The following is a 25,571-nucleotide window of genomic DNA, read 5'->3' as shown; positions in this document are numbered from 1 at the left end:
TACGTCATGGACGATGGCAAGCTCGACGCCCTTGGGCAAACGATCGTTAGCGCGCTGCCAGGCGCCGCCACCGGTCACTCGGTCGCCTTCAACCAGCTCACGGTTGATGTCGAGGTCAGCAAGATCGTCGAGGTGGTCAAGTACCTGCGCGACGATCCGAATTGCCGCTTCATCAACTTCACCGACATCACGGCGGTGGACTATCCCGACCGCGAGAAGCGTTTCGACGTGGTCTATCACTTCCTGTCACCGGCGCTGAACACGCGGATCCGGCTCAGGGCCCAGGCCGACGAAACCACGCAGGTGCCGTCGCTGATCGAGGTGTTTCCCGGCGCCGACTGGTTCGAACGCGAGGCCTACGACCTCTATGGCGTGATCTTCGTCGGCCATCCCGACATGCGCCGCCTCTTGACCGATTACGGTTTCGAAGGCCATCCGCTGCGCAAGGACTTTCCGCTCACCGGCTTCGTCGAGGTTCGCTACGACGACCAGGAGAAGCGGGTGGTTTACGAGCCGGTGCGGCTCAACCAGGAGTTCCGCAAGTTCGATTTCCTCTCGCCGTGGGAGGGGGGCGACTATCCGGTCCTTCCAGGCGATGAAAAAGCGGGGCCGAAGAGCTGAGCATGAACCAGCAACCGCAAGAACTCCGCAATTTCACCATCAATTTCGGGCCGCAGCATCCGGCGGCACACGGCGTGTTGCGCCTGGTGCTCGAGCTGGACGGAGAAGTGGTGGAGCGCGTCGACCCGCATATCGGCCTGCTTCACCGCGGCACCGAGAAGCTGATCGAGCAGAAGACCTACCTCCAGGCGATCCCGTATTTCGACCGGCTCGACTACGTCGCGCCGATGAATCAGGAGCATGCCTTCTGCCTCGCCGCCGAAAAGCTGCTCGGTATCGAGGTGCCGCGCCGTGCGCAGCTGATCCGCGTGCTCTATTGCGAGATCGGCCGCATCCTCTCGCATCTGCTCAACGTCACCACGCAAGCGATGGACGTCGGCGCGCTCACCCCGCCGCTGTGGGGCTTTGAAGAGCGCGAGAAGCTGATGGTGTTCTACGAGCGCGCCTCGGGCAGCCGCATGCATGCGGCCTTCTTCCGCGTCGGCGGCGTGCACCAGGATCTGCCGCAGAAGCTGGTCGACGATATCGAGGCTTGGTGCGATCCGTTCCTGAAAGTGGTCGACGATCTCGACCGGCTGCTCACCGGCAACCGCATCTTCAAGCAGCGCAACGTCGACATCGGCGTGGTGCCGCTGAAGCAAGCTTGGGAATGGGGTTTTTCGGGCGTGATGGTGCGCGGCTCGGGCGCGGCCTGGGACCTGCGCAAGTCGCAGCCCTATGAGTGCTACGCCGAAATGGATTTCGACATCCCGATCGGCAAGAACGGCGACTGCTATGACCGCTATCTGATCCGCATGGAAGAGATGCGCCAGTCCGTGCGCATCATGAAGCAGTGCCTCCAGAAGCTGAAGGCGCCGGACGGGCAGGGCCCCGTCGTCGTCGAGGACAACAAGATCGCGCCGCCGCGCCGCGGCGAGATGAAGCGCTCGATGGAAGCGCTGATCCATCACTTCAAGCTCTACACCGAAGGCGTCCGCGTCCCGGCCGGCGAGGTCTATGCCGCGGTCGAGGCGCCGAAGGGCGAATTCGGCGTCTATCTCGTCTCCGACGGCAGCAACAAGCCCTACAAGTGCAAGATCCGCGCGCCCGGCTTTGCGCATCTTCAGGCGATGGATCACATCTGCCGCGGCCACCTGCTCGCCGACGTCTCGGCGATCCTCGGCTCGCTCGACATCGTGTTCGGAGAGGTCGATCGGTGATGGCGCAGGCGCCGATCCAGTTTGACCGTGCCTCGGGGGCCCTTGAAGGGGCCAACCTGTGGGAGCGGACGGCTGCCTTGGCGCTCATGACGGGATCGAAGATCTCGTCGCACTTCTCGCATATGGGCTACATCGCCTGCGCCAACCTGCTGCGGAAAACACTGCCCGAGCGCAACATCGCGATCAAGCTCAACCCCGACGCCGTGTTCGAATTTCCCTATGGCGACGGCTATTGGAGCAAGCTGCTCAACCGCTCCTACAATTACGAGGACGAGCTCGAGCTGTTGTTCGTGGACTCCCTCGACGTCGACTACACGCTGCTCGATTGCGGCGCCAATTACGGCTACTGGTCGGTGCTGGTCTCGAGCAAGCCGTTCGGCGCCCACAAGGCGATCGCGATCGAGCCGTCGGGGCAGAACTATCCGAAGCTTGCCAACAACGCGCGCGTCAACGGCAACCGTTTCGAGACCCTGAAATGTGCGATCGGCGCGGCCCGCGGCAGTGCGCGGCTGTCCGGCACCAAGCACGAGGCTTTCAGCATCGCCGGCGATAGTTCGGTGGGCGAGGAAGTACCGGTCATTGCGCTCGATAACCTGATCGATGACGGCAAGGTCGCTCCAAGCGGCAAATACCTGATCAAGCTCGACGTCGAAGGCGTCGAGATCGAGGCTATCAAGGGCGGCGCCCGGCTGCTTCAGGCCGACAGCGTCATCATGTGCGAGGAGCACGGCAGCGATCCGACCCACGCGGTGTCGCGCTTCATCCTCGAACAGACTCCGCTGAAGCTGATCGTGTTCGATCCGCGCAGCAACCGGATGGAGACCGTGACCGAGCTGTCGATCCTCGATCGCATCAAGGTCTCGACCCACGTCGGCTACAACGTTTTCGGCACCGCAAGCGCATTCTGGCAGGACAGGATCAATGCCTTGAATGCGAAAACCGCGCGCCGCCTGCAGTGAGAGATTGAACAGATGTCCGTCCGCCGACTAGCACCGAAGGAAGTCCAGCCCGCGAGCTTTGCGTTCACGGAGGAAAACCTTGCGTTCGCCAAGCAGCAGATCGCGAAATATCCGGCCGGACGCCAGGCTTCGGCCGTGATCGCGATCCTCTGGCGCGCGCAGGAACAGCACGAGGGCTGGGTCTCGGAAGCCGCGATCCGCGTCGTCGCCGACATGCTCGACATGCCCTATATCCGCGTGCTCGAGGTCGCGACCTTCTACACGATGTTCCAGCTCGCCCCCGTCGGCAAGAAGGCCCACGTCCAGGTCTGCGGCACCACGCCGTGCCGGCTGCGCGGCGCGGAGGATCTGATCCACGTCTGCGAGAGCCGGATCCATCACGATCCCTTCCATCTCTCCAAGGACGGCAATTTCAGTTGGGAAGAGGTGGAGTGCCTTGGGGCCTGCGTGAACGCGCCGATGGTCTTGATCGGCAAGGACACCTATGAGGACCTGACCAAGGAGAGCTTTGGCAAAGTGCTCGACGGCTTTGCTTCGGGCAATCCGCCCAAGCCCGGTCCGCAGAACGGCCGCCAGTTCTCGGCGCCGATCGGCGGGCCGACCACGCTGAAGGAGACCACCTGATGGGTGATCTCGCGAGACCCGGAGCGGGGAGGGGCGTCGCCATGAAGAAATGGGGCTTCATCGCCATGCATGCCGCGGTGGCGGCCACGTTCATTTTCCTGCTTCAGCGCTTCGTAATGAACGCGTCGCTGGAATCCAGTCTGCTCTGGGCGCTGACCTTCGCCGTCTGCGCCGCCGGGCTTGCCTACAAGCAAGCCAACCGTTGATCGGAAAGCACTGAAATGCTCGAGGACAAGGACCGCATCTTCAAGAACCTCTACGGCCTCCACGACTGGGGGCTCGAGGGCGCGCGGCGCCGCGGCGCCTGGGATGGTACGAAGAATATTATCGATAAGGGCCGTGACTGGATCATCAACGAGATGAAGGCGTCGGGCCTGCGCGGCCGCGGTGGCGCCGGCTTCCCGACCGGGCTGAAATGGTCGTTCATGCCGAAGGAATCGACCGACGGGCGGCCGAGCTATCTCGTCGTCAATGCTGACGAGTCCGAGCCCGGCACCTGCAAGGATCGCGAGATCATGCGGCACGATCCGCATCTCTTGATCGAGGGCTGCCTGATCGCAAGCTGCGCGATGAACGCACATGCCTGCTACATCTATGTCCGCGGCGAGTTCATCCGCGAGCGCGAGCATCTTCAAGCCGCGATCGACCAGGCCTATGAGGCCAAGCTGGTCGGCAAGGACAATATCAATGGCTGGCCGTTCGACATCTATGTCGCCCACGGCGCCGGCGCCTATATCTGCGGCGAGGAGACTGCGCTGCTCGAAAGCCTCGAGGGCAAGAAGGGCCAGCCGCGGCTGAAGCCGCCGTTCCCGGCGAATGTCGGCCTGTTCGGCTGTCCGACCACCGTCAACAATGTCGAGTCCATCGCGGTTGCGCCGGACATCCTGCGCCGTGGCGCGGCCTGGTTCGCCGGGATTGGCCGTCCGAACAATGTCGGCACAAAACTGTTCTGCATCTCCGGCCATGTCGAGCGGCCCTGCAACGTCGAAGAGGCCATGGGCATTCCGTTCCGTGAGCTGATCGAGAAGCATTGCGGCGGCATCCGCGGCGGCTGGGACAACCTCAAGGCCGTGATCCCCGGCGGCTCCTCGGTGCGCATGGTGCCGGCCGAGCAGATCATCGACACGCCGATGGATTTCGACAGTCTGAGCAAGCTGCGCTCGGGCCTCGGCACCGCGGCCGTGATCGTGATGGACAAGTCGACCGATTTGATCCGTGCGATTGCCCGCATCTCCTATTTCTACAAGCACGAGAGCTGCGGCCAGTGCACGCCCTGCCGCGAGGGCACCGGCTGGATGTGGCGCGTGCTTTCTCGCATGGCCGAAGGCCGCGCCCACAAGCGCGAAATCGACATGCTGCTGGAAGTGACAAAACAGGTCGAGGGCCACACCATCTGCGCGCTCGGCGATGCAGCCGCCTGGCCGATCCAGGGCCTGATCGCGCATTTCCGTCATGAGATCGAAGCGCGCATCGACCAGTATTCGCACCAGGCCGACATTGACGATATCGGCGTCCGCGATCCCGTGAACATGGTCGCGGCGGAGTAGGAAGAATGACCAAGCTCATCATCGACGGCAAAGAGATCGATGTCCCGCCGGAGTACACGCTGCTCCAGGCGTGCGAAGCCGCCGGCGCCGAGATTCCGCGCTTCTGCTATCACGAGCGGCTGTCGATCGCCGGCAATTGCCGGATGTGCCTCGTCGAAGTGAAGGGCGGCCCGAAGCCGGTCGCCAGCTGCGCCTGGGGCGTGCGCGATTGCCGTCCGGGTCCCAAGGGCGAGCCGCCGGAAATCTCCACCCGTTCGCCGATGGTGAAGAAGGCGCGCGAAGGCGTGATGGAATTCCTGCTGATCAACCATCCGCTGGACTGCCCGATCTGCGACCAGGGCGGCGAGTGCGATCTCCAGGACCAGGCGATGGGCTATGGTGTCGACACCAGCCGCTTCGCCGAGAACAAGCGCGCGGTCGAGGACAAATATCTCGGCGCGCTGGTCAAGACCTCGATGAACCGCTGCATCCAGTGCACGCGCTGCGTCCGCTTCTCGGCGGAAGTCGCCGGCGCTCCCGAGATGGGCGCCACCGGCCGCGGCGAGGACATGGAGATCACGACCTATCTTGAGCACGCGCTGAGCTCGGAACTCCAGGGCAACCTCGTCGACATCTGCCCGGTCGGCGCGCTGACGTCGAAGCCTTACGCCTTCGCCGCCCGCCCGTGGGAGCTGGGCAAGACCCAGTCGATCGACGTAATGGACGGCATTGGCTCGGCGATCCGGGTCGATACCCGCGGCCGCGAGGTGATGCGCATCCTGCCGCGCATCAACGAGGCCGTGAACGAGGAGTGGATCTCCGACAAGACCCGTCACGTCGTCGACGGCCTGCGCACCCAGCGTCTCGACCGGCCCTATATCCGCGAAGCCGGCAAGCTGCGCGCGGCGAACTGGCCGGAGGCCTTTGCCGCGATCGCCGCCAAGGCGGCGCGCACCGACGGCAAGCGGATCGGCGCGATCGCGGGCGATCTCGCCGGCGTCGAAGAGATGTTCGCGCTGAAGGACCTGCTCGGCAAATACGGCTCGGCCAATCTGGCCGTGCAGGGCGGCGATGCCTTCGATCCCGCGCTCGGCCGCGGCTCCTACATCTTCAATCCGACCCTGGTGGGCGTCGAGCAGGCCGACGCGCTGCTGATCATCGGCGCCAATCCGCGCAAGGAGGCGGCCGTGTTCAACGCCCGCATCCGCAAGCGCTGGCGTGCCGGTGGCTTCAAGATCGGCGTGATCGGTGCCAAGGCCGATCTGACTTACGATTACGATCATCTCGGGGCGGGAACTGACACGCTCGGCGATCTCGCGGCCGGCAAGCACTCCTTCATGGACGTGCTGAAGACCGCCAAGCATCCGATCATTTTGGTCGGCGCGGGCGCAGCCTCGCGTCATGACGGTGCCGCCATTCTCGCCGGCGCCGCCAAGCTTGCGCTCGATGTCGGCGCGGTCAAGGACGACTGGAACGGCTTTGGCGTGCTGCACGAGAGCGCCTCGCGTGTCGGCGCGCTCGATATCGGCTTCGTTGCTGGTCCCGGCGGGCTGAATGCGGCGCAGATGACGACGTTCGGTACGCTGGATTTGCTGTTCCTGCTCGGCGCCGACGAGATCAAGGCGCCGGACGGCACCTTCGTCGTCTATATCGGCACCCATGGCGACCGAGGCGCGCATCGCGCCGACGTGATCCTGCCGGCGGCCGCCTACACCGAGAAGTCCGCGATCTACGTCAACACCGAAGGTCGCGTGCAGATGACCGGCCGCGCCGCGTTCCCGCCGGGCGAGGCCCGCGAGGATTGGGCGATCGTCCGCGCGCTGTCGGAGGCGCTCGGCAAGAAGCTCGGCTATGACTCGCTGTCCGCGTTGCGCCAGGCGATCTTCAAGGCGGTGCCCCATTTGATCCGTCTCGACCAGATCGAGGCCGGCTCCGCCGACCAGATCAAGAAGCTGGCGGGGAAGGGCGGCACGACGGAGAAGGCGCCGTTCAAGCCGCTCGTCGAGGACTTCTATTTGACCAACCCAATCGCGCGTGCGTCCGCCGTGATGGCGGAATGCTCGCGGCTTGCCTCCGGGCAGATGCTGACCGCAGCGGAGTGAGCTGATGGAATTCTTCGAAAGCGCATTCTGGACCGGTTTCCTCTGGCCACTGATCATCATGATCGCGCAGAGCGTCCTGGTGCTGGTCGTGCTGCTGGTCGCGATCGCCTACATCCTGCTCGCCGACCGCAAGATCTGGGCGGCGGTGCAGATCCGGCGCGGCCCGAACGTGGTCGGCCCCTGGGGCCTGTTCCAGTCCTTCGCCGACCTGCTCAAGTTCGTACTGAAGGAGCCGATTATCCCGTCCGGCGCCAACAAGGGCGTATTCCTGCTGGCACCCCTGGTGTCCTGCGTGCTCGCGCTCGCGGCCTGGGCGGTGATCCCGACCAATCTCGGCTGGGTGATCTCCGACATCAATGTCGGCATCCTCTTCATCTTCGCGATCTCGTCGCTGTCGATCTACGGCATCATCATGGCCGGCTGGTCGTCGAACTCGAAATACCCGTTCCTGGCCGCACTGCGCTCGGCAGCGCAGATGGTGTCCTATGAGGTCTCGATCGGCTTCGTCATCATCACGGTGCTGCTCTGCGCCGGCACGCTGAACCTGTCGGCGGTCGTCGAGGCCCAGCATGCGCGCGGCCTTGCCAGCCTGATCGGGCTGCCGCAGCTCACCATCCTGAACTGGTACGTCTGGCCGCTGTTCCCGATGTTCGTGGTGTTCTACGTCTCGGCGCTGGCGGAGACCAATCGGCCTCCGTTCGATCTCGTCGAAGCCGAGTCCGAGCTGGTCGCCGGCTTTATGGTCGAGTACGGCTCGACGCCGTACTTGCTATTCATGCTCGGCGAGTATGTCGCGATCGTCACGATGTGCGCGATGGCCACGATCCTGTTCCTCGGAGGCTGGCTGCCGCCGGTGGACCTGCCGCCCTTCAACTGGGTGCCGGGGATCATCTGGTTCTCGCTCAAAGTGTTCTTCATGTTCTTCCTGTTCGCGATGGCAAAGGCGATCGTGCCGCGCTACCGCTACGATCAACTGATGCGCCTCGGTTGGAAGGTATTCCTGCCGCTGTCGCTGGCGATGGTGATCGTGGTGGCGGGCGTGCTGCATTTCGCCGGCATCGCGCCGAAGTGAGGGCCGTCATGGGTATCAACGTCAACGCCACCGCACGCTCGCTTCTTCTGTCGGAATTCGTCTCGGCGTTCTTCCTCGCCATGCGCTATTTCTTCCAGCCGAAGCCGACACTGAACTATCCGTTCGAAAAGGGGCCGATCTCGCCGCGCTTCCGCGGCGAGCATGCGCTGCGCCGCTATCCGAACGGCGAAGAGCGTTGCATCGCCTGCAAGCTGTGCGAAGCAATCTGCCCGGCGCAGGCCATCACCATCGAGGCAGGCCCGCGCCGCAACGACGGCACCCGCCGCACCGTTCGCTACGACATCGACATGGTGAAGTGCATCTATTGCGGCCTCTGCCAGGAGGCATGCCCGGTCGACGCCATCGTCGAAGGTCCGAACTTCGAGTTCGCGACCGAGACCCGCGAGGAACTGTTCTATGACAAGGCCAAGCTGCTCGCCAACGGCGACCGCTGGGAACGCGAGATCGCCAAAGCGATCGAGCTCGACGCGCCGTACCGGTGAGATGAGAGCATGATCCTTCCCGCGCTGTTCTTCTATCTCTTCGCCGGCGTCTGCGTCGCCTCGGCGGTGATGGTGATTGTCTCGCGCAATCCCGTGCACTCCGTGCTGTACCTGATCCTGGCCTTCGTCAACGCCTCCGGCCTGTTCGTGCTGATGGGCGCCGAATTTCTGGCGATGATCCTGATCGTGGTCTATGTCGGCGCGGTCGCGGTGCTGTTCCTGTTCGTGATCATGATGCTCGACGTCGACTTCCTCGAGCTGCGCGAGGGCTTCATCGAATACCTGCCGATTGGCCTGGTGATCGGCGGCATCTTCCTGTTCGAGCTGCTGCTCACCGTCGGCTTCTGGGTCATCAACCCCGGCGTCGCCAAGACCATCACGGCGGCGATCCCGACCAATGTCTCCAACACCGAGGCGCTCGGGCTCGTGCTCTACACGAAGTACATCCACTACTTCCAGCTCGCAGGCATGGTGCTGCTGGTTGCGATGATCGGCGCCATCGTGCTGACGCTACGGCACAAGGCGAGCGTGAAGCGGCAGGACATCAACGTTCAGAACGCGCGCACGCCCGAGATGGCGATGGCGATGCGCAAAGTGGCGCCGGGGCAGGGGCTCTCGGATGCCGATGCGGCGGAGTGGGTGAAATGACGGTCGGGCTTGGGCACTATCTGGCGGTCGGCGCGATCCTGTTCACGCTCGGCATCCTCGGCATCTTCCTGAACCGCAAGAACATCATCGTCATCCTGATGTCGATCGAGCTGATCCTGCTCTCGGTCAACATCAACCTCGTGGCGTTCTCGACCTTCCTCGGCGACATCGTCGGCCAGGTCTTCGCACTTCTGGTGCTGACGGTCGCGGCTGCGGAAGCCGCGATCGGTCTCGCCATCCTGGTGGTCTATTTCCGCAACCGCGGCTCGATCGCGGTTGAGGACGTCAATCTGATGAAGGGTTAACCCGGCTATGGTCCAGGCAATTGTCTTTCTGCCTCTGCTGGGCGCCATTCTGGCTGGCTTGATCGCGCTGTTCGGCGCGCATGCCCGTAACCCCTCAGGCGACACGGTCGAGCATCACGACAACCACGGTCGCGGCGCGCAGGCGCATGCGTCCGATACGATCAACGAGGATGCGTCCGTCATCCACGAGACCCACCACGAGCCCGGCGACGGGCACGACGACCACGACGTCTCGGAGCCGCCGGCGCAGGGTTCGCGCGCGGCTGAGCTGATCACCACCGCGCTGCTGTTCGTGTCGGCGGCGCTGTCCTGGATGACGCTGGTCGATGTCGGCTTCATGCACCACGACGCCCGGATCCAGCTGTTGCCGTGGATCTTCTCCGGCGATCTCCAGGTCTACTGGTCGCTGCGGGTCGACACGCTCACCGCCGTGATGCTGGTGGTGGTGACCACCGTGTCCTCGCTGGTGCACCTCTATTCCATCGGCTACATGGACCAGGACCCGTACCGGCCACGTTTCTTCGGTTATCTCTCGCTGTTCACCTTCGCCATGCTGATGCTGGTGACCGCCGACAACCTCGTGCAGCTGTTCTTCGGCTGGGAAGGCGTGGGTCTCGCCAGCTACCTCTTGATCGGGTTCTGGTACCAGAAGCCGTCGGCGAACGCGGCCGCGATCAAGGCCTTCGTGGTCAACCGCGTCGGCGATTTCGGCTTCGCGCTCGGCATCTTCGCGATCTTCATGCTGGCCGGCTCGACCGATTTGGAGACCATCTTCCACGCCGCGCCCGGCCTCACCGGCAAGACGATCGACTTCCTCGGCTGGCACGCCGACGCGCTGACCTTGACGTGCCTGCTGCTGTTCATGGGCGCGATGGGCAAGTCGGCGCAGTTCCTGCTGCACACCTGGTTGCCGGACGCGATGGAAGGCCCGACCCCGGTCTCGGCGCTGATCCATGCCGCGACCATGGTCACCGCCGGCGTGTTCATGGTGGCGCGGCTGTCGCCGTTGTTCGAGCTGGCGCCGAACGCCCAGGCCGTCGTGATGTTCTTCGGCGCGACCACCGCGTTCTTCGCCGCGACCATCGGCCTCGTCCAGAACGACATCAAGCGCATCGTCGCCTATTCGACCTGTTCGCAGCTCGGTTACATGTTCGTGGCGATGGGGGCGGGGGCCTATTCGGTCGGCATGTTCCATCTGTTCACGCACGCCTTCTTCAAGGCGCTGCTGTTCTTGGGCTCCGGCTCGGTGATCTACGCGATGCATCACGAGCAGGACATCCGCAGCATGGGCGGCCTGTGGCGCAAGATTCCCTACACCTATGCGGTGATGGTTGTCGGCACGCTCGCGCTCACCGGCTTCCCGCTCACGGCCGGCTATTTCTCCAAGGACGCCATCATCGAGTCAGCCTACGCCGCGCACAATCCGTTCGCGATGTACGGCTTCCTGATGACCGTTGTCGCCGCTGGCCTGACCTCGTTCTACTCCTGGCGCCTGATCTTCAAGACCTTCCATGGCGAGCCACATGACGACCATCACTATGAGGCGGCGCACGAGGCTCCGGTCTGGATGCTGGTCCCGATCGGCGTGCTCGCGGTCGGCTCGATCATGGCCGGCTTCCCGTTCAAGGAGCTGTTCGCCGGCCACGGCATCGAGGAGTTCTTCCGCGAGTCCGTGAAGATGAACCCGCATATCATCGAGGAGATGCACCACATCCCCGAGACCATCGCCTTGCTGCCGACGGTGATGATGGTACTCGGCTTCCTCGTCTCGTACCTGTTCTATATCCGCCGGCCGTATCTGCCGGTCGAGCTCGCCAAGACCCAGCCGATGCTGTACCAGTTCCTGCTCAACAAATGGTACTTCGACGAGCTCTACGACTTCATCTTCGTCCGCCCGGCGAAGTGGATCGGCTACCAGCTCTGGAAGAAGGGCGACGGTTTCATCATCGACGGCCTCGGTCCCGACGGCGTTTCGGCACGCGTGCTCGATCTCACCCGCCAAGTGGTCAAGATCCAGACCGGCTATCTCTATCACTACGCATTCGCCATGCTGATCGGTGCCGCCGGCCTGATCACCTGGTTCATGTTCGGCTTAGGAGGCCAGTAAATGACGACCTGGCCCATCCTATCGGTCACGACGTTCCTGCCGCTGGTCGGTGCGCTGATCGTCTATCTCAGCCGCGGCGATGACGAGGCCGCCCGGCGCAATTCGCGCTGGATCGCGCTATGGACCACGCTGATCACCTTCGCGGTGTCGGTGATCCTGGTGATGCGCTTCGACCCGTCCAACGCCGATTTCCAGTTCGTCGAAAAGGCGAACTGGCTCGCCACCGGCATCACCTACCACATGGGCGTGGACGGCATTTCGCTGCCGCTGTTGATCCTGACCACCGCCATCATGCCGTTCTGCATCATCGCGAGCTGGAAGGCGGTCACCAACCGCGTCCGGGAATACATGATGGCGTTCCTGATCCTGGAAACGCTGATGATCGGCACCTTCTCGGCGCTCGATCTCGTGCTGTTCTATCTGTTCTTCGAAGGCGGCCTGATCCCGATGTTCCTGATCATCGGGGTCTGGGGCGGCCCGCGGCGGGTCTACGCCTCCTTCAAGTTCTTCCTCTACACGCTGCTCGGCTCGGTCCTGATGCTGCTCGCCATCATGGCGCTGTACTGGAACGGCGGCACCACCGACATCCCGACCCTGATGCACACCGCCGTGCCGCGCAGCTTGCAGACCTGGGCCTGGCTCGCTTTCTTCGCCTCGTTCGCGGTGAAGATGCCGATGTGGCCGGTGCACACCTGGCTCCCCGACGCGCACGTCGAGGCGCCAACCGCGGGCTCGGTGGTGCTGGCCGCGATCCTGTTGAAGATGGGCGGCTACGGCTTCCTGCGCTTCTCGCTGCCGATGTTCCCCTTGGCCTCGCATGACTTCGCGCCGCTGGTGTTCACGCTCTCGGCGATCGCCATCATCTACACCTCGCTGGTGGCCTTGATGCAGGACGACATGAAGAAGCTGATTGCGTACTCCTCGGTCGCGCACATGGGTTTCGTCACCATGGGCATCTTCGCCGGCACCATGCAGGGCGTCGCCGGCGGCGTGTTCCAGATGGTCTCGCACGGCATCGTCTCCGGCGCGCTGTTCCTCTGCGTCGGCATCGTCTACGACCGCATGCACACCCGCGAAATCGCGGCCTATGGCGGCCTCGTCAACCGGATGCCGCTATACGCGCTGACCTTCATGGTCTTCACCATGGCCAATGTCGGCCTGCCCGGAACCAGCGGCTTCGTCGGCGAGTTCATGACGCTGCTCGGCACCTTCAAGGTCTCGATCCCGACCGCGTTCTTCGCCACTTTCGGCGTGATCCTGTCGGCCTGCTACGCGCTCTGGCTCTACCGCAAGGTCGTGTTCGGGGCGCTGGTCAAGCCCTCGATGATGAGCATGAAGGATCTCACCTTCCGGGAATGCCTGACGCTGTTTCCGCTGATCGCGCTGACGATCCTGTTCGGCATCTATCCGAAGCCGGTGCTCGACATGTCGGCGGCCTCGGTCCAGCAACTCGTCAACAATTACAACACCGCTGTGACGGCCGTGAAGGCCGCCGCACTGCTCCCGTGAGCGGGCAGGTCAGGATATCGCCATGAGCTTTGAGACTGCAGGTTATCAACTGGCGCCGGTGCTGCCCGAGCTCGTGCTCGCGGTCGGCGCCATGGCACTGCTGATGCTGGGCGCCTATCGCGGGCAGGAGACGACCAAAACGGTCACCTCGCTTTCGGTCCTGCTCCTGGTCGCGGTCGGCGTGCTCGTGTACCTCCAGCCCGCGGGCAAGCAGGTGACCTTCGGCGGCAGCTTCATCGTCGATGATTTTGCGCGCTTCATGAAGATCCTGGCCCTGATCGGCTCGGCGGTGACGCTGGTCCTCTCGACCGAATTCCTGTCCGATCCGTCGCGCCGCATCTTCGAATACGCGATCCTGGTGCTGCTCTCGACGCTCGGCATGATGGTGCTGATCTCGGCCGGCGATTTGATTTCGCTCTATCTCGGCCTCGAGCTGATGTCGCTCGCACTCTACGTCGTGGCGGCCTCGAACCGCGACAACGCCAAGTCGACCGAAGCCGGCCTGAAGTATTTCGTCCTCGGCGCGCTGTCCTCGGGCATGCTGCTCTACGGTGCCTCGCTGATTTACGGCTTCACCGGCACGGTCAGCTTCAGCGGCATCGCGGCGGCCGCGACGGTCTCGAATGTCGGCCTGGTGTTTGGCCTTGTCTTCCTGCTCGCGGGCCTCTGCTTCAAGGTCTCGGCGGTGCCGTTCCACATGTGGACGCCCGACGTCTACGAGGGCGCGCCGACGCCGGTGACCGCCTTCTTCGCCTCGGCGCCGAAGGTCGCTGCGCTCGCGGTCTTCACCCGCGTCACGCTCACCGCATTCCCCGGCATCCTTTCGCAGTGGCAGCAGATCCTGGTGTTCGTGGCGATCGCCTCGATGGCGCTGGGCTCCTTCGCCGCGATCGGCCAGAGCAACATCAAGCGCCTGATGGCCTATTCCTCGATCGGCCATATGGGCTTTGCCCTGGTCGGGCTCGCCGCCGGCACCGTCGAGGGCGCGCAGGGCGTCTTGATGTACATCGTGATCTACGTCGCGATGACGCTCGGTTCGTTCTCGATCATCCTTGCCATGCGCCGCAACGGCCAGGCCGTCGAGCAGATCAGCGATTTCGCCGGCCTGTCGCGGACCAATCCGCTGCTCGCCTTCATGTTCGCGATGCTGCTGTTCTCGCTCGCCGGCATCCCGCCGCTCGCCGGCTTCTTCGCCAAATGGTACGTCTTCGTCGCGGCGATCAAGGCCAATTTGTTCACGCTGGCGGTGATCGGCGTTCTGACCAGCGTGGTCGGCGCCTACTACTATCTCAGCATCATCAAGACGATGTATTTCGACGAGCCGGCCGGCCAGGTCGATCCCGTGCGCATCGAAGTGAAGACGGTGCTGGCGGTCGCGGGCCTGTTCAACATTCTCTTCGCGCTGTTCGCGGGCCCGGTGGTGAGCGTCGCATCCGCCGCGGCAAAGTCGCTGTTTTAGGATGGGGTTCGCGCTAGGTCCTCGCGCAGCGTCGGCGGGCTACAAGCTCGCAGCCTTCGAGCGGACCGGCTCGACCAACACCGAGGCGATCGCAAGCGCTCGCGCCGGCGAACGCGGCCCGACTTGGTTCGTGACGTCCGAGCAGACCGCCGGGCGCGGTCGGCGCCAGCGCCCCTGGATCGCGCCGCGCGGCAATCTGGCGGCCAGTGTGCTCGAGGTCGTCGACGTCGCCCCCGCGGTTGCCGCCACGATCGGTTTTGCGGCGGGGCTCGCGGAAGAAGCCGCGCTGCAGAAGGTCAGCCTCGAGGCCGCGCTGCGACTCGGTCCTGACAGGCCCAGATACGCCCTGAAGTGGCCGAATGACGTTCTTGCGAACGGCAAGAAGCTGGTCGGCATCGGGCTGGAAGCCGAAGCCGTCGGCGACCGCCTTGCCGTGGTCGTCGGCATCGGCACCAATGTCGTGGCGGCGCCAGAGGGCACACCGACCCCGGCCGTGTCGCTGGCCGCCCTCGGCGTCCAGATCAGCGCGGAAGAGCTGTTTGCAGCGCTGTCGGACGCCTGGGTGGAGTTCCGCGGTATCTGGGACAATGGTCGCGGCTTTGCCGAGATCCGCAAGCTGTGGCTGGAGCGTGCCGCCGGCCTTGGCGAGCGGGTCGCGATCAATACGGGAGCGACGACGCTGGAAGGCATTTTTGACACGATCGACGACGCCGGTTGCCTGATCGTCCGCACCACTGACGGCCGACGCCTGCCGGTGGCGGCCGGCGAGGTTTTCTTCGGCTCGGCCGCCTCCGTGGGAGCTGCGTGATGGCGAAATCTGACGAATTGGTCTTTGCGCCGCTCGGCGGCGTCGGCGAGATCGGCATGAACCTGTCGATCTACGGCCTCGGCAGCCGCCAGCAGCGCGCCTGGCTGGCGATCGATCTCGGCGTCTCCTTCGGCGACGAGGAGCACCTGCCGGGCATCGATCTGATCATGCCCGACATCAGCTTCCTGGAGAAGGAGCGCAAGAACCTGATGGGGCTGGTGCTGACCCATGCCCATGAGGACCATTTTGGCGCCATCATCGATCTCTGGCCGAAGCTGAAATGCCCGATCTATGCGACGCAGTTCAGCGCCGCGCTGTTCGAGGCCAAATGCGCCGCCGAGCGCAACGCGCCGAAGATCCCGGTGACGGTGGTGCCCTCGGGCGGGCGCGTCGATATCGGCCCGTTCAACGTCGAGTTCATCCCGGTCGCGCATTCGATTCCGGAATCGCATGCGCTGGCGATCCACACCGAGGTCGGCACGGTGCTGCACACCGGCGACTGGAAGATCGACCCGACCCCGATCATCGGCCGCCCGACCGACGAAAAGCGGCTTCGCGAGCTCGGCGACCAGGGCGTGCTCGCCCTGATCGGCGATTCCACGAACGCGGTGCGCGACGGCCGCTCGCCCTCGGAAGCCGAGGTCGCCAAGACCATCATCGAGCTGGTCAAGGCCGCCAAGGGACGCGTCGCGGTCACGACCTTTGCCTCCAACGTCGCCCGCATCAAGGCGGTTGCCGATGCCGCCAAGGCCGCCGATCGCGAGGTCGTCGTGGTCGGCCGCGCCATGGAGCGCGTGTCACAGGTCGCGCGCGAGACCGGCTATCTCGACGGCGTGCAGAGTTTCCGCTCGACCGACATCTACGGCCACCTGCCGCAGGACAAGGTGCTGGCGCTCTGCACCGGCAGCCAGGGCGAGGCCCGCGCGGCACTGGCGCGCATCGCCAATGACGACCATCCCGAGATCACGCTCAACCGCGGCGACAGCGTCATCTTCTCCTCGCGCACCATTCCCGGCAACGAGAAGGCCGTCGGCTCGATCATCAACAATCTGATCCTCCAGGGCGTCGAGGTCATCACCGACCGCACCCATCTGGTCCACGTCTCCGGCCACCCCCGCCGCGACGAGTTGCGCGACATGATCGCCTGGGTGCGCCCGCAGCTCCTGATCCCCGTCCATGGCGAGGCCCTGCACCTGCACGAGCACGCAAAACTCGCGCGGGCGGCCGGCGTGCCGCGCGTGCTGGTGGTGCGCAACGGCGACCTGATCAAGCTCGGCCCCGGCGATCCCGGCATCATTGGTGAAGTGCCCTCCGGCCGCCTCTACAAGGACGGCGCGATCCTGGAGGATTCCAAGTCGCGCGCGGTGGTCGAGCGGCGCCGGATGGGGTTCTCGGGCTGCGCTTTCGTCGCCATTGCCATGACCGAGCAGGGCGAGTTGGCCGACGATCCCGAGGTCGATCTCGTCGGCATCCCCGAGAAGAACAGGGCGGGCGAGCCCTTTGACGAGCTCGTCTTCGATGCCGTGATGTCCACCATCGAGGGTCTGCCAAAGGCGCGCCGCCGCGATGCGGATGCGCTGGCGGAATCCGTCCGCCGCACGGTGCGGGCCGTCATCAACGAACATTGGGGCAAAAAGCCTCTCTGTCTGGTACATGTCCTGACAGTCTAACGGGAGAGAACCATGCTGGGCCGGCTCAACCACGTCGCGATCGCGACCAAGGACGCCGTCAAGGCCGCGAAAATCTACGGCACGGCCTTCGGGGTGCAGATCTCGGAGGCCGTCGCGCTGCCCGAGCATGGCGTCACCACCGTGTTCGCGACGCTGCCCAACACCAAGATCGAGTTCATCGAGCCGCTCGGCGAGGGCTCGCCGATCGCGAAGTTCCTCGAGCGCAATGCCGACGGCGGCATCCACCATGTCTGCTACGAGGTGGTCGACATCATCGCCTCGCGCGACACGCTGGTGAAGGAGGGCGCGCGGGTGCTCGGCGACGGCGTGCCGAAGATCGGCGCGCACGGCAAGCCGGTGCTGTTCCTGCACCCCAAGGACTTCTCCGGCGCCCTCGTCGAAATCGAGCAGGCGTAGGGCCGAACCATGGCCGTCCAGATATCAACCGCGCTCGCGATCTACTTCGTCATCTGGTGGGTCGCGTTGTTCCTGACACTGCCGTTCGGCGTGCGCAGCCAGCATGAGGATGGCGTCGGAGCGCCCGGCACAGATCCCGGCGCGCCCATCCTGACGCGGATGAGAAGCAAGCTGATCTGGACCACGATCATCTCCGCGGTCGTCTATGGCCTCGGCATGATCGCCTACCAGGCCGGCTATCTGTCGGTCGAACGCTTGTCGAAATTGATGGGGATGCCGTTCTAGAGGTGCGAGCCGACGAGAGACGAAGACTCTTGACCAAGCTCGTCATTGCGAGCGCACGCACACCTCGGTCATCGGGCTCAATTCGGTCAAGCCAGATAAATACACTGTCAGCGCCAGCTACACGCTGGTGGCGGACAGCGTCTATTGTGATTACGATCCGATCAAAAGAAAGGCCGAGATCGGCTCGAGCTTCCTGGAGCGAGAGTAACGGTCCGGCCATGCCAAGCATGGGATGGGATCGACATGGCCGAGGAGCGGGCGGGGGACTATCGGATCTTGCATGAGGCGGCCTTGCGGGATTATCTCGCGGGCATCTTGGGGCTGGCGGCAACGCTCGGCAGTGAGCCGGCGTCCTGGTCGATCACCGAGGTCGGCGACGGCAATCTGAACCTCGTCTTCATCGTCAAGGGCGCCAGCGGCGGCGTCGCCGTGAAGCAGGCGCTGCCCTATGTCCGTCTGGTCGGCGAGAGCTGGCCGTTGCCGCTGTCGCGCGCCCATTACGAGTATCTGGCCCTCTCCAAGCAGGCCGAGCTCGCATCCGGCCTCGTGCCGGCGCTGCTGCATCACAATGAGGCGCTGGCGCTGACGGTGATGGAGCTGCTGGAGCCCCACATCATCATGCGCAAGGGGCTGGTCGCGGGCACTCAATATCCGCGCTTCGCCAGTGACATCACCACCTTCATGGCGGGGACGCTGTTCCTCACCTCCGACCTCGCGCTCTCTGCCGCCGAGAAGAAGAAAGCCATCGCCGCCTTCGCCGGCAACCATGCGCTGTGCAAGATCACGGAGGATCTGATCTTCACCGATCCCTACCGCATCGCCGAGCAGAACCGCTGGACCGCGCCGTACCTCGACGCGCTCGCCGCAAGCCTGCGCGATGACATGGACCTGCATGTCGCGGTCTCCCGGCTGAAGCTGAAATTCATGGCGAGCCCGGAGGCGCTGATCCATGGCGATCTCCACACCGGCTCGATCATGGTGACGGAGAGCCAGACGCGGGTGATCGATCCCGAATTCGCGTTCTACGGCCCGATGGGGTTCGACGTCGGCGCGGTGCTGGCCAATCTGCTGATGGCCTATTTCGCGTCAAGCGGCCACGAGCGCTCGCCGGGCGAGCGGCACGCGTTCGAGGGCTGGGTGCTGGAGACCGTGGAAACGGTATGGAACGAGTTCGCGCGCAAGTTCCTCGATCTGTGGCGTGCTGGAGCCACCGGTGACGCCTATCCTGCCGCGCTCTTCGCCGGCGAGAAGGGCGCCGCGCGGCTGGAGGCCGAACGCCACGCCTACATGCAGCGCCTGTTCGCCGACACCGTCGGCTTCGCCGCCGCCAAGACCATCCGCCGCATCTTCGGCCTCGCCCACAACATCGATTTCGAGCTGATCGAGGACCCGCGGAGGCGAGCGGCCTGCGAGGCCCGCGCCGTGAGGCTGGCGCGGGCGATGATGGTAGAGGCGGGGGCGTTTCCCGCCATCGCCGACGTCACCGGTGCAGCGCGAAGATTGCGAGACTGGCAGCCGGAGTTCGCGACTGGCTAGCAGGCGTTCTCACAAATCGGCGGAGCCCGAGCGCTGCTCTCGCATACGTCACCCGCTCAAAGGAGATCGCATATCGCTCAAAGCAGAGATCGCCTATGAAGTGTGCGCAAGGGAAACCGACGGTCTCCACAGCGTCATGGCCGGGCTCGTCCCGGCCATCCACGCCTTGCCGCGCAGCCCAAAGAACGTTGATGCCCGGGACAAGCCCGGGCATGACGACCTCTTGCGGACCTTCATATGCGATAGCCCTGGCATTGAAGGTGCTTGCATTCGACACACTACGAATGGTCAACTCGCCAAATCGGAACATGCCTGCATTGTCGGAGGGACCATGATGTTCAGGATGATGGCGATCGTCGCTGGGTTGGGGCTGGCGCTCGCGGCTACGGCGGAGGCCCAGACGCCGCGCAAGGGTGGAACCATCCGGATGACGGCGCCTTATGGTTCAAGTTTCACAAGTTTGGACATTCATACGACCCAGCGCGCCCAGGACGAGATCTACGCCAAGGGTCTGCATCGGTCGCTCTACATTTGGGACTCCGCTCAGGGCAAGCCGGTTCTGGAGCTTGCCAAGGAGGTTTTGGTCTCGGGCGGAGGTCTCGTTCACACCTTCAAGCTGCGCGACGACGCTTACTTCCACAATGGCCGCAAGATGACGGCCGACGACATCATCTGGTCCTACAACCGCATCATGGACGGCACCAAGGCCTATCCCGGCGCGCGCTATGTCCGCATCATCGAGGGCGCGGCCGCGGTCGAGAAGGGCCAGGCCAAGGAAATTTCCGGCCTGAAGAAAATCGATGACTTCACGCTCGAAATGAAGCTGACCGAGAAGGTCGATCCGGGTTTCTATTTCTGGAACGCCCTGACGTCGATCTATCCCGCCGACGAGGCCGCAAAGGAGAGCTTCATCCAGAAGCCGATCGGCCTTGGGCCCTTCAAATTCGTCGAGCACGTGCCGGGATCGCGCATCGTCCTGGAGCGGTGGGACCGGTTCTACAAGCCCGGCAAGCCCTACGCCGACAAGCTCATCGTGTCGGTCATGGGCGAAGCCGCGGCACGCGATGTCGCCTTCCGCAACAAGGAGATCGACACCTCGGTGCTGGGGCCGGCGCAGTATGTCGCCTATCAGGCCGACGCCGACCTCAAGGGCACCATCGTCGAGGTCGCCGAGGTCTTCACGCGCTACATGGGGATGAATCCCGCTTTCAAGCCGTTCGCCGACAAGCGCGTCCGGCAGGCGATCAACTATGCCATCGATACCGATTTGATCATCAACAAATTGGTCAAGGGTAAGGCCTATCGCGCCACCAGCTGGCTGCCGCTGACCTCTCCGCTCTACGACAAGACCATGAAGCCTTACGCCTTCGATCCCGCCAAGGCCAAGCAGTTGCTCGCGGACGCCGGCTATCCCACCGGCTTCGAATTCGAATGGACGACGAGCCAGAATGAAAGCTGGGGCCTGCCGATCGTCACGGCCGTGATCCCGATGCTGGACAGGGTGGGCATCAAGGCAAAGGTCAAGCAGGTCGAGACAGCCGTGCTGGCGGAGGTAGTTCGCACCGGCGACTACCAGGCCTTCGTCTATTCCCAGGCGAGCGGCCCGGATCCCCAGGCGGCGCTGAAATGCTTCCACTCCTCGACGCCGCCATCGGCCTGCAACTACATGAACTTCAAAAATGCCGAGTTCGACAAGCTGGTCGATGAGGCCGGGCAGGCCGACGATGCCGCCAAGCGCGGCCAGCTGCTGCAAAAGGCCAATGCCCTGCTTTACGAGGAGGCGCCGGTCTGGTTCTTCAACTACAACAAGGCGGTCATGGCGGTGCAGCCGTGGCTCAAGGGGATTCAGTTGAACGCGACGGAACTGACCCACCAGAACGTCGAAGACCTCTGGGTCGACGAAACCTCGCCCGCGAAGTGACACGCGCTCTCGCGCTCCCTCCATCGTGGCAAACGATGGAGGGAGAGAGGAACGATGCCGATGCTCTCCTTCCTGATCCGCCGTATCCTGCAGACCATTCCGACCGTGCTCGCTGTCGTGCTGCTGGTGTTCGTGCTGTTCGGCGTCGTTCCCGGCAGCATCGCATCGACCATGAGCGACGATGTCGATCCGCAGGTCGAGGCGCGTATGAAGAAGCAGCTCGGCCTCGACGAACCCGTCTACGTCCGCTTCGGCTCCTACATCGCCAAGCTCGCGACCGGTGATTTCGGCACCTCGTTCCGCACGCGCGAGCCGGTCACGGCCATGATCGCCAAACGGACCTGGCCAACGCTGCAACTGATATTCGCCGCCATGGCGTTTGCGATTGTGGTCGGCGTGCCGCTCGGCTTCGTCGCTGCATTGCGGCCGGGCAGCATCGTCGATACGGCCTCGATGGTCTTGGCGGTGTCGGGCCTTTCAATGGCCAAGTTCTGGCTCGGACTGCTGTTGATGTACCTGTTCGCGTTGAAGCTCGGCTGGCTGCCGAGTTTTGGCTACGGCGATGGGGGAGGCAAATATCTGATCCTGCCGGCCGTGACCCTCGGCGTCTCGCCGATGGCGCTGCTGGCCCGGACGACGCGCGCCGCGGTCCTCGAGATCATGACCGCCGATTTCGTCCGCACTGCGCGCTCGAAGGGCATGAGCGAGACCCGGGTCGTGAAGTGGCACGTGATGCGCAACGCGGCTGTGCTGATTCTCACGACAATCGGCCTGCAATTCGGCGCGTTGATGGGACAGGCGGTCGTCGTCGAGAAATTGTTCTCGTGGCCGGGCATCGGCTCGCTGCTCGTCGACAGTGTCCTGCAGCGCGACATTCCGGCCGTCCAGGGCTCCATTCTGGTGGTGGTGCTGTTCTTTCTCGCGATCAACCTGCTGATTGACCTGCTCTACGGCGTGATCGATCCCAGGATCAGATACGCATGAAGCTGAGAGCCAATCTCATCATCGGCGGTGCCTTGTTCGCGCTTGCGATTGTCGTCGGCCTGCTCGCGCCCTGGCTGGCGCACACGGATCCCGTCCTGGACGCCAACCTGATGAATGCAGAGGAGGCCCCGAGCTGGACCTGGTGGTTCGGCACCGACGCGCAGGGCCGTGACATCTATTCCCGCGTCGTCTACGGCGCGCGCATCTCGCTGACGGTCGGCATCGTCTCGCAGCTCATCAATAGCGTCATCGGCGTAGCGTTGGGCCTGAGCGCCGGCTATTGGGGCGGCTGGTGGGACGATTTCGTCAACGGGCTGACCAATCTCATGCTCGCGATCCCCTCGCTGATCTTCGCGCTCGCCATCATGGCGGTGCTTGGGCCGGGCCTGACCAGCCTTCTGATAGCGCTCGGATTGACCAATTGGTCGTTCACGTGCCGGCTAGCACGGGCATCGGCGCTTTCGCTTAGGAGCCAAGGCTATGTGCAGGCCGCAAGAGTGCTGGGCTACGGTGATTTGCGTATCATGATCTCGCAGCTGCTGCCGAACATGCTAGGCCCCATCATCGTCATCGGCACGCTGGGCATGGGCAGCGCGGTCTTGTCCGAGGCCGCGCTTTCGTTCCTCGGCCTCGGCGTTCGCCCGCCTTTTCCAAGCTGGGGCAGCATGCTGTCGGAGGCGCGCGAGCAGATCACGACGGCGCCGTGGCTCTCGGTTTTTCCTGGCCTCGCCATCTTCCTGACGGTGCTCGGTCTCAATCTGCTCGGCGATGGACTGCGTGACATTCTCGATCCACAATCGCGGAGCCGGCGCATATGACGGGCTCGCCGCTGATCGAAGTCGAGGACCTGCGCATCGATCTCAACCACGGATCACGCCGGGTTGCCGCTGTCGAGGGCGTTTCGTTCCGGATCGATCGCGGCGAGACGTTCGGCCTGGTCGGCGAATCCGGCTGCGGCAAGAGCATTACGGCGCTCGCTCTAATCGGCCTGTTGCGGCAGCCGTTGTCGATCGGCGGCGGCACCATCCGATTCGAGGGGCGGGAGATCCAGAACCTTCCAGCCGCCAGGCAGCGGGCGCTGCGCGGCGATCGCATTGCCATGATCTTTCAGGAGCCGATGACGGCGCTGAACCCGGTCTCTCCCGTGGGCCGGCAGATTGCCGAGATGTTCGTGCTGCACAAGGGAAAAAGCTGGCGGGAAGCCGACGAGATGGCGGTCGAGGCGCTGGCCAGCGTCCGCGTCCCCGCACCCGAGCGGCGCGTCAAGGATTACCCGCACCAGCTGTCGGGCGGCATGCGTCAACGCGTGATGATCGCCATCGCACTCGCATGCGGTCCGGATCTTCTGATCGCGGACGAGCCGACCACCGCGCTCGACGTGACCGTGCAGGCCGAGATCATCGAGCTGATGCGGAATTTATGCGCCGAGCGAGGAACAGCTGTTCTGATGATCAGCCACGATCTCGGCCTGGTCGCCAATGTCTGCCGCCGTGTCGCCGTGATGTATGCTGGCCGCATTGTCGAGGAGCGCGGCTCGGCCGATATCTTCCGGGCGCCCTCGCACCCCTACACGCAAGGGCTCGTCGATTCGCTGCCGCGGCTGGGGAGCAGGGCGGCACTTGGACGCACCCGGCTCACGGAGATCGCGGGCGTGGTGCCGGCGATCACGGATTTCCCGGCCGGTTGCCGGTTCAATCCGCGTTGCGCGCATGCGACCGATATTTGCCGGACCACCGCGCCGGAGACGACATGGCTGGGAGCCGGCGGTCTGGTCAGGTGTCATCACCATGCATGAACCCCAGAACATGCCGGGTAAGGACAGGGCGGCCAAGGGGAGGCCGGACGACGATGTCATTCTCAGCGTCGAGGATCTCGCGGTTCATTTTCCTGTGGGTGGCGGCTTGCTGGGCCGCGGCCGGCGGCTGCTCCGTGCCGTCGATGGCGTCGATCTCGAGCTCAAGCGCGGCGAGTGCCTCGGCCTAGTCGGCGAATCCGGCTCCGGCAAGTCGACGGTCGCACTGTCGCTGCTTGGTCTGCTGATGCCGACGCGCGGCCGCATCGTGTTGGACGGGCAGGTAGTGACGGGCGGGCAATCCGGCGATCGAAAGACGCTGGCCCGCATCGTGCAAATGGTGTTTCAGGATCCCTACGCCTCGCTCAATCCGCGCCAGACCGTGCGTCGCACGCTCGAGGATCCCCTGCGTGTGCATGGCGTCACCGCCGCAAGCGAGATCGAGGACCGCGTTGCGACGATGCTGCGGCATGTGGGCCTGCGGCCCGAGCAGTCGGGCCGCTACCCGCATGAATTCTCGGGCGGCCAGCGCCAGCGCATCGGCATTGCCCGCGCGTTGATCCTCAATCCCAAAATCGTCATCTGCGACGAGCCGGTCTCGGCGCTGGACGTCTCGATCCGCGCGCAGATCATCAATCTGCTGCTGGAATTGAAGGAAACGCTCGGCCTCTCCTACATCATGATCAGCCACGACCTCGGCGTCGTCGAACACATGAGCGACAGGGTGGCCGTCATGTATCTCGGCCGCATCGTGGAGGCCGGCGACTGGCGCGAAATCTTCGAGCGGCCGGCGCACCCGTATACCCAGACCCTGATCGCCGCCATCCCCGATCCGCTGCGCCGGGCACCGCTGGCGACGACAGGGGGCGATCTTCCCAACCCGCTCAACCCGCCGGACGGATGCGCGTTCAGCCCACGCTGTCGTTATGCCGGGGACGTGTGTCGCCGGGAGCCAGGGCCGGTGCTGGAAACGCGAGCGGACGGGCACGCGGTGAGGTGCTGGCGCGCTGACGAGATCGCGGGGGAGGTGGTCTTGGCCGCGACCGAGGACGGGTATCTTTAGGGACGGAGGGCGTGTCCGTTGTGGGTCATGAACGCAGCATTTTTTCCAATCCAGCATGAGAATTCCCTTCGATACAATGACAAGAGAACGCCAAATATGACTAACTCAGCTTCTTGTTCGGTAGCAGAAACTCAAATTCCGACAGCTCCGTATTGAAAGCCGGCTGCCGACTTTAGCGGAGTCCAGACGTGGTCCTGGATTGCCCTCCTGTCTCCACATCGTCATTGCGAGCGCAGCGAAGCAATCCAGAGTCTTTCCGCGGAGGGATTCTTGATTGCTTCGCTGCGCTCGCAATGACGAGGTGGCTGGCTCACTCCGCTTCATCACCGTCACCCTGAGGTGGCCGCTTCTTCAGCGGCCCCTCGAAGGGTGACGGCCCGGCTGCAACTCGGCCGTTCATCCTTCGAGGCTCCGCAGGCGATGCGTTCGCATCGCCTGCCCCGCACCTCAGATCCTATGGG

24 protein-coding genes are annotated in these 25,571 nt (G+C 64.2%); all 24 read left to right on the top strand.

Going from position 1 to position 25,571, the window contains the following annotated elements:
• Positions 1 to 6 precede the first annotated feature (6 nt).
• Positions 7 to 621, top strand: coding sequence for an NADH-quinone oxidoreductase subunit C (locus tag FXV83_RS32455; protein ID WP_148743653.1), 615 nt, complete (start codon positions 7 to 9; stop codon positions 619 to 621).
• 2 nt (positions 622 to 623) lie between these two features.
• Positions 624 to 1,820 carry an NADH-quinone oxidoreductase subunit D gene (locus tag FXV83_RS32450; protein ID WP_148743652.1) on the top strand — a complete coding sequence of 399 codons (1,197 nt, stop codon included), beginning with the start codon at positions 624 to 626 and terminating at the stop codon, positions 1,818 to 1,820.
• Entirely contained in the window at positions 1,820 to 2,779 is a 960-nt protein-coding gene (locus FXV83_RS32445; RefSeq protein ID WP_187436317.1) for an FkbM family methyltransferase, read from the top strand. The genes FXV83_RS32450 and FXV83_RS32445 overlap by 1 nt, the downstream gene beginning before the upstream one ends.
• Before the next feature lie 12 nt (positions 2,780 to 2,791).
• A complete protein-coding gene (gene nuoE, locus FXV83_RS32440) occupies positions 2,792 to 3,403 on the top strand; it encodes an NADH-quinone oxidoreductase subunit NuoE (protein ID WP_148743650.1) in 612 nt (203 codons plus the stop codon).
• On the top strand, positions 3,403 to 3,609 hold the full coding sequence (locus tag FXV83_RS32435; RefSeq protein ID WP_148743649.1) for a hypothetical protein: 207 nt from the start codon (positions 3,403 to 3,405) through the stop codon (positions 3,607 to 3,609). The genes nuoE and FXV83_RS32435 overlap by 1 nt, the downstream gene beginning before the upstream one ends.
• A gap of 15 nt (positions 3,610 to 3,624) precedes the next feature.
• The gene (gene nuoF, locus FXV83_RS32430) at positions 3,625 to 4,950 is read left to right on the top strand and encodes an NADH-quinone oxidoreductase subunit NuoF (RefSeq protein WP_148743648.1); all 1,326 of its coding nucleotides are present in this window, start codon (positions 3,625 to 3,627) and stop codon (positions 4,948 to 4,950) included.
• A gap of 5 nt (positions 4,951 to 4,955) precedes the next feature.
• Positions 4,956 to 7,031 (top strand): NADH-quinone oxidoreductase subunit NuoG, encoded by a 2,076-nt coding sequence (gene nuoG, locus FXV83_RS32425; RefSeq protein WP_148743647.1) that lies wholly within the window; start codon positions 4,956 to 4,958, stop codon positions 7,029 to 7,031.
• Between the two features lie 4 nt (positions 7,032 to 7,035).
• Positions 7,036 to 8,103, top strand: a complete 1,068-nt coding sequence (gene nuoH, locus FXV83_RS32420; RefSeq protein ID WP_148743646.1) for an NADH-quinone oxidoreductase subunit NuoH — start codon at positions 7,036 to 7,038, stop codon at positions 8,101 to 8,103.
• A gap of 8 nt (positions 8,104 to 8,111) precedes the next feature.
• Positions 8,112 to 8,606, top strand: a complete 495-nt coding sequence (nuoI, locus tag FXV83_RS32415) for an NADH-quinone oxidoreductase subunit NuoI (protein WP_014494864.1) — start codon at positions 8,112 to 8,114, stop codon at positions 8,604 to 8,606.
• Between the two features lie 9 nt (positions 8,607 to 8,615).
• The gene (locus FXV83_RS32410; RefSeq protein WP_148743645.1) at positions 8,616 to 9,254 is read left to right on the top strand and encodes an NADH-quinone oxidoreductase subunit J; all 639 of its coding nucleotides are present in this window, start codon (positions 8,616 to 8,618) and stop codon (positions 9,252 to 9,254) included.
• Positions 9,251 to 9,559, top strand: coding sequence for an NADH-quinone oxidoreductase subunit NuoK (gene nuoK, locus FXV83_RS32405; protein WP_092028826.1), 309 nt, complete (start codon positions 9,251 to 9,253; stop codon positions 9,557 to 9,559). The genes FXV83_RS32410 and nuoK overlap by 4 nt, the downstream gene beginning before the upstream one ends.
• Positions 9,560 to 9,566: 7 nt before the next feature.
• Positions 9,567 to 11,666 carry an NADH-quinone oxidoreductase subunit L gene (gene nuoL / locus FXV83_RS32400; RefSeq protein ID WP_148743644.1) on the top strand — a complete coding sequence of 700 codons (2,100 nt, stop codon included), beginning with the start codon at positions 9,567 to 9,569 and terminating at the stop codon, positions 11,664 to 11,666.
• A complete protein-coding gene (locus tag FXV83_RS32395) occupies positions 11,667 to 13,175 on the top strand; it encodes an NADH-quinone oxidoreductase subunit M (RefSeq protein ID WP_148743643.1) in 1,509 nt (502 codons plus the stop codon). It begins immediately after the preceding gene.
• 22 nt (positions 13,176 to 13,197) lie between these two features.
• Entirely contained in the window at positions 13,198 to 14,634 is a 1,437-nt protein-coding gene (gene nuoN, locus FXV83_RS32390) for an NADH-quinone oxidoreductase subunit NuoN (protein ID WP_148743642.1), read from the top strand.
• A gap of 1 nt (position 14,635) precedes the next feature.
• Positions 14,636 to 15,442 (top strand): biotin--[acetyl-CoA-carboxylase] ligase, encoded by an 807-nt coding sequence (locus FXV83_RS32385; protein ID WP_148743641.1) that lies wholly within the window; start codon positions 14,636 to 14,638, stop codon positions 15,440 to 15,442.
• Entirely contained in the window at positions 15,442 to 17,112 is a 1,671-nt protein-coding gene (locus tag FXV83_RS32380; RefSeq protein ID WP_148743640.1) for a ribonuclease J, read from the top strand. Before FXV83_RS32385 ends, FXV83_RS32380 begins: the two co-directional genes overlap by 1 nt.
• A 12-nt stretch (positions 17,113 to 17,124) precedes the next feature.
• Complete coding sequence (mce, locus tag FXV83_RS32375; protein WP_148743639.1) at positions 17,125 to 17,529, top strand: methylmalonyl-CoA epimerase; 405 nt, start codon at positions 17,125 to 17,127, stop codon at positions 17,527 to 17,529.
• 9 nt (positions 17,530 to 17,538) lie between these two features.
• Positions 17,539 to 17,814, top strand: a complete 276-nt coding sequence (locus FXV83_RS32370) for a DUF1467 family protein (protein WP_148743638.1) — start codon at positions 17,539 to 17,541, stop codon at positions 17,812 to 17,814.
• Positions 17,815 to 18,057: 243 nt separating this feature from the next.
• Positions 18,058 to 19,350 carry an S-methyl-5-thioribose kinase gene (gene mtnK, locus FXV83_RS32365; RefSeq protein WP_148743637.1) on the top strand — a complete coding sequence of 431 codons (1,293 nt, stop codon included), beginning with the start codon at positions 18,058 to 18,060 and terminating at the stop codon, positions 19,348 to 19,350.
• A gap of 331 nt (positions 19,351 to 19,681) precedes the next feature.
• The gene (locus tag FXV83_RS32360) at positions 19,682 to 21,271 is read left to right on the top strand and encodes an ABC transporter substrate-binding protein (protein WP_148743636.1); all 1,590 of its coding nucleotides are present in this window, start codon (positions 19,682 to 19,684) and stop codon (positions 21,269 to 21,271) included.
• Between the two features lie 60 nt (positions 21,272 to 21,331).
• Positions 21,332 to 22,255 carry an ABC transporter permease gene (locus FXV83_RS32355; protein WP_148743676.1) on the top strand — a complete coding sequence of 308 codons (924 nt, stop codon included), beginning with the start codon at positions 21,332 to 21,334 and terminating at the stop codon, positions 22,253 to 22,255.
• Entirely contained in the window at positions 22,252 to 23,073 is an 822-nt protein-coding gene (locus FXV83_RS32350; protein WP_148743635.1) for an ABC transporter permease, read from the top strand. Before FXV83_RS32355 ends, FXV83_RS32350 begins: the two co-directional genes overlap by 4 nt.
• Positions 23,070 to 24,050, top strand: a complete 981-nt coding sequence (locus FXV83_RS32345; RefSeq protein WP_148743634.1) for an ABC transporter ATP-binding protein — start codon at positions 23,070 to 23,072, stop codon at positions 24,048 to 24,050. The genes FXV83_RS32350 and FXV83_RS32345 overlap by 4 nt, the downstream gene beginning before the upstream one ends.
• The gene (locus tag FXV83_RS32340) at positions 24,043 to 25,110 is read left to right on the top strand and encodes an ABC transporter ATP-binding protein (RefSeq protein ID WP_148743633.1); all 1,068 of its coding nucleotides are present in this window, start codon (positions 24,043 to 24,045) and stop codon (positions 25,108 to 25,110) included. The genes FXV83_RS32345 and FXV83_RS32340 overlap by 8 nt, the downstream gene beginning before the upstream one ends.
• Positions 25,111 to 25,571: the final 461 nt, after the last annotated feature.

It is taken from the genome of Bradyrhizobium hipponense (genome assembly GCF_008123965.1).
Lineage (GTDB): Bacteria > Pseudomonadota > Alphaproteobacteria > Rhizobiales > Xanthobacteraceae > Bradyrhizobium > Bradyrhizobium hipponense.
This window is presented reverse-complemented; position numbering and strand designations above follow the sequence as displayed.

Coding starts and splice junctions, on each gene's coding strand:
- FXV83_RS32455 (WP_148743653.1), top strand. CDS start 7: ATGGACGATGGCAAGCTCGACGCCCTTGGGCAAACGATCGTTAGCGCG.
- FXV83_RS32450 (WP_148743652.1), top strand. CDS start 624: ATGAACCAGCAACCGCAAGAACTCCGCAATTTCACCATCAATTTCGGG.
- FXV83_RS32445 (WP_187436317.1), top strand. CDS start 1,820: ATGGCGCAGGCGCCGATCCAGTTTGACCGTGCCTCGGGGGCCCTTGAA.
- nuoE (WP_148743650.1), top strand. CDS start 2,792: ATGTCCGTCCGCCGACTAGCACCGAAGGAAGTCCAGCCCGCGAGCTTT.
- FXV83_RS32435 (WP_148743649.1), top strand. CDS start 3,403: ATGGGTGATCTCGCGAGACCCGGAGCGGGGAGGGGCGTCGCCATGAAG.
- nuoF (WP_148743648.1), top strand. CDS start 3,625: ATGCTCGAGGACAAGGACCGCATCTTCAAGAACCTCTACGGCCTCCAC.
- nuoG (WP_148743647.1), top strand. CDS start 4,956: ATGACCAAGCTCATCATCGACGGCAAAGAGATCGATGTCCCGCCGGAG.
- nuoH (WP_148743646.1), top strand. CDS start 7,036: ATGGAATTCTTCGAAAGCGCATTCTGGACCGGTTTCCTCTGGCCACTG.
- nuoI (WP_014494864.1), top strand. CDS start 8,112: ATGGGTATCAACGTCAACGCCACCGCACGCTCGCTTCTTCTGTCGGAA.
- FXV83_RS32410 (WP_148743645.1), top strand. CDS start 8,616: ATGATCCTTCCCGCGCTGTTCTTCTATCTCTTCGCCGGCGTCTGCGTC.
- nuoK (WP_092028826.1), top strand. CDS start 9,251: ATGACGGTCGGGCTTGGGCACTATCTGGCGGTCGGCGCGATCCTGTTC.
- nuoL (WP_148743644.1), top strand. CDS start 9,567: ATGGTCCAGGCAATTGTCTTTCTGCCTCTGCTGGGCGCCATTCTGGCT.
- FXV83_RS32395 (WP_148743643.1), top strand. CDS start 11,667: ATGACGACCTGGCCCATCCTATCGGTCACGACGTTCCTGCCGCTGGTC.
- nuoN (WP_148743642.1), top strand. CDS start 13,198: ATGAGCTTTGAGACTGCAGGTTATCAACTGGCGCCGGTGCTGCCCGAG.
- FXV83_RS32385 (WP_148743641.1), top strand. CDS start 14,636: ATGGGGTTCGCGCTAGGTCCTCGCGCAGCGTCGGCGGGCTACAAGCTC.
- FXV83_RS32380 (WP_148743640.1), top strand. CDS start 15,442: ATGGCGAAATCTGACGAATTGGTCTTTGCGCCGCTCGGCGGCGTCGGC.
- mce (WP_148743639.1), top strand. CDS start 17,125: ATGCTGGGCCGGCTCAACCACGTCGCGATCGCGACCAAGGACGCCGTC.
- FXV83_RS32370 (WP_148743638.1), top strand. CDS start 17,539: ATGGCCGTCCAGATATCAACCGCGCTCGCGATCTACTTCGTCATCTGG.
- mtnK (WP_148743637.1), top strand. CDS start 18,058: ATGGCCGAGGAGCGGGCGGGGGACTATCGGATCTTGCATGAGGCGGCC.
- FXV83_RS32360 (WP_148743636.1), top strand. CDS start 19,682: ATGATGTTCAGGATGATGGCGATCGTCGCTGGGTTGGGGCTGGCGCTC.
- FXV83_RS32355 (WP_148743676.1), top strand. CDS start 21,332: ATGCTCTCCTTCCTGATCCGCCGTATCCTGCAGACCATTCCGACCGTG.
- FXV83_RS32350 (WP_148743635.1), top strand. CDS start 22,252: ATGAAGCTGAGAGCCAATCTCATCATCGGCGGTGCCTTGTTCGCGCTT.
- FXV83_RS32345 (WP_148743634.1), top strand. CDS start 23,070: ATGACGGGCTCGCCGCTGATCGAAGTCGAGGACCTGCGCATCGATCTC.
- FXV83_RS32340 (WP_148743633.1), top strand. CDS start 24,043: ATGCATGAACCCCAGAACATGCCGGGTAAGGACAGGGCGGCCAAGGGG.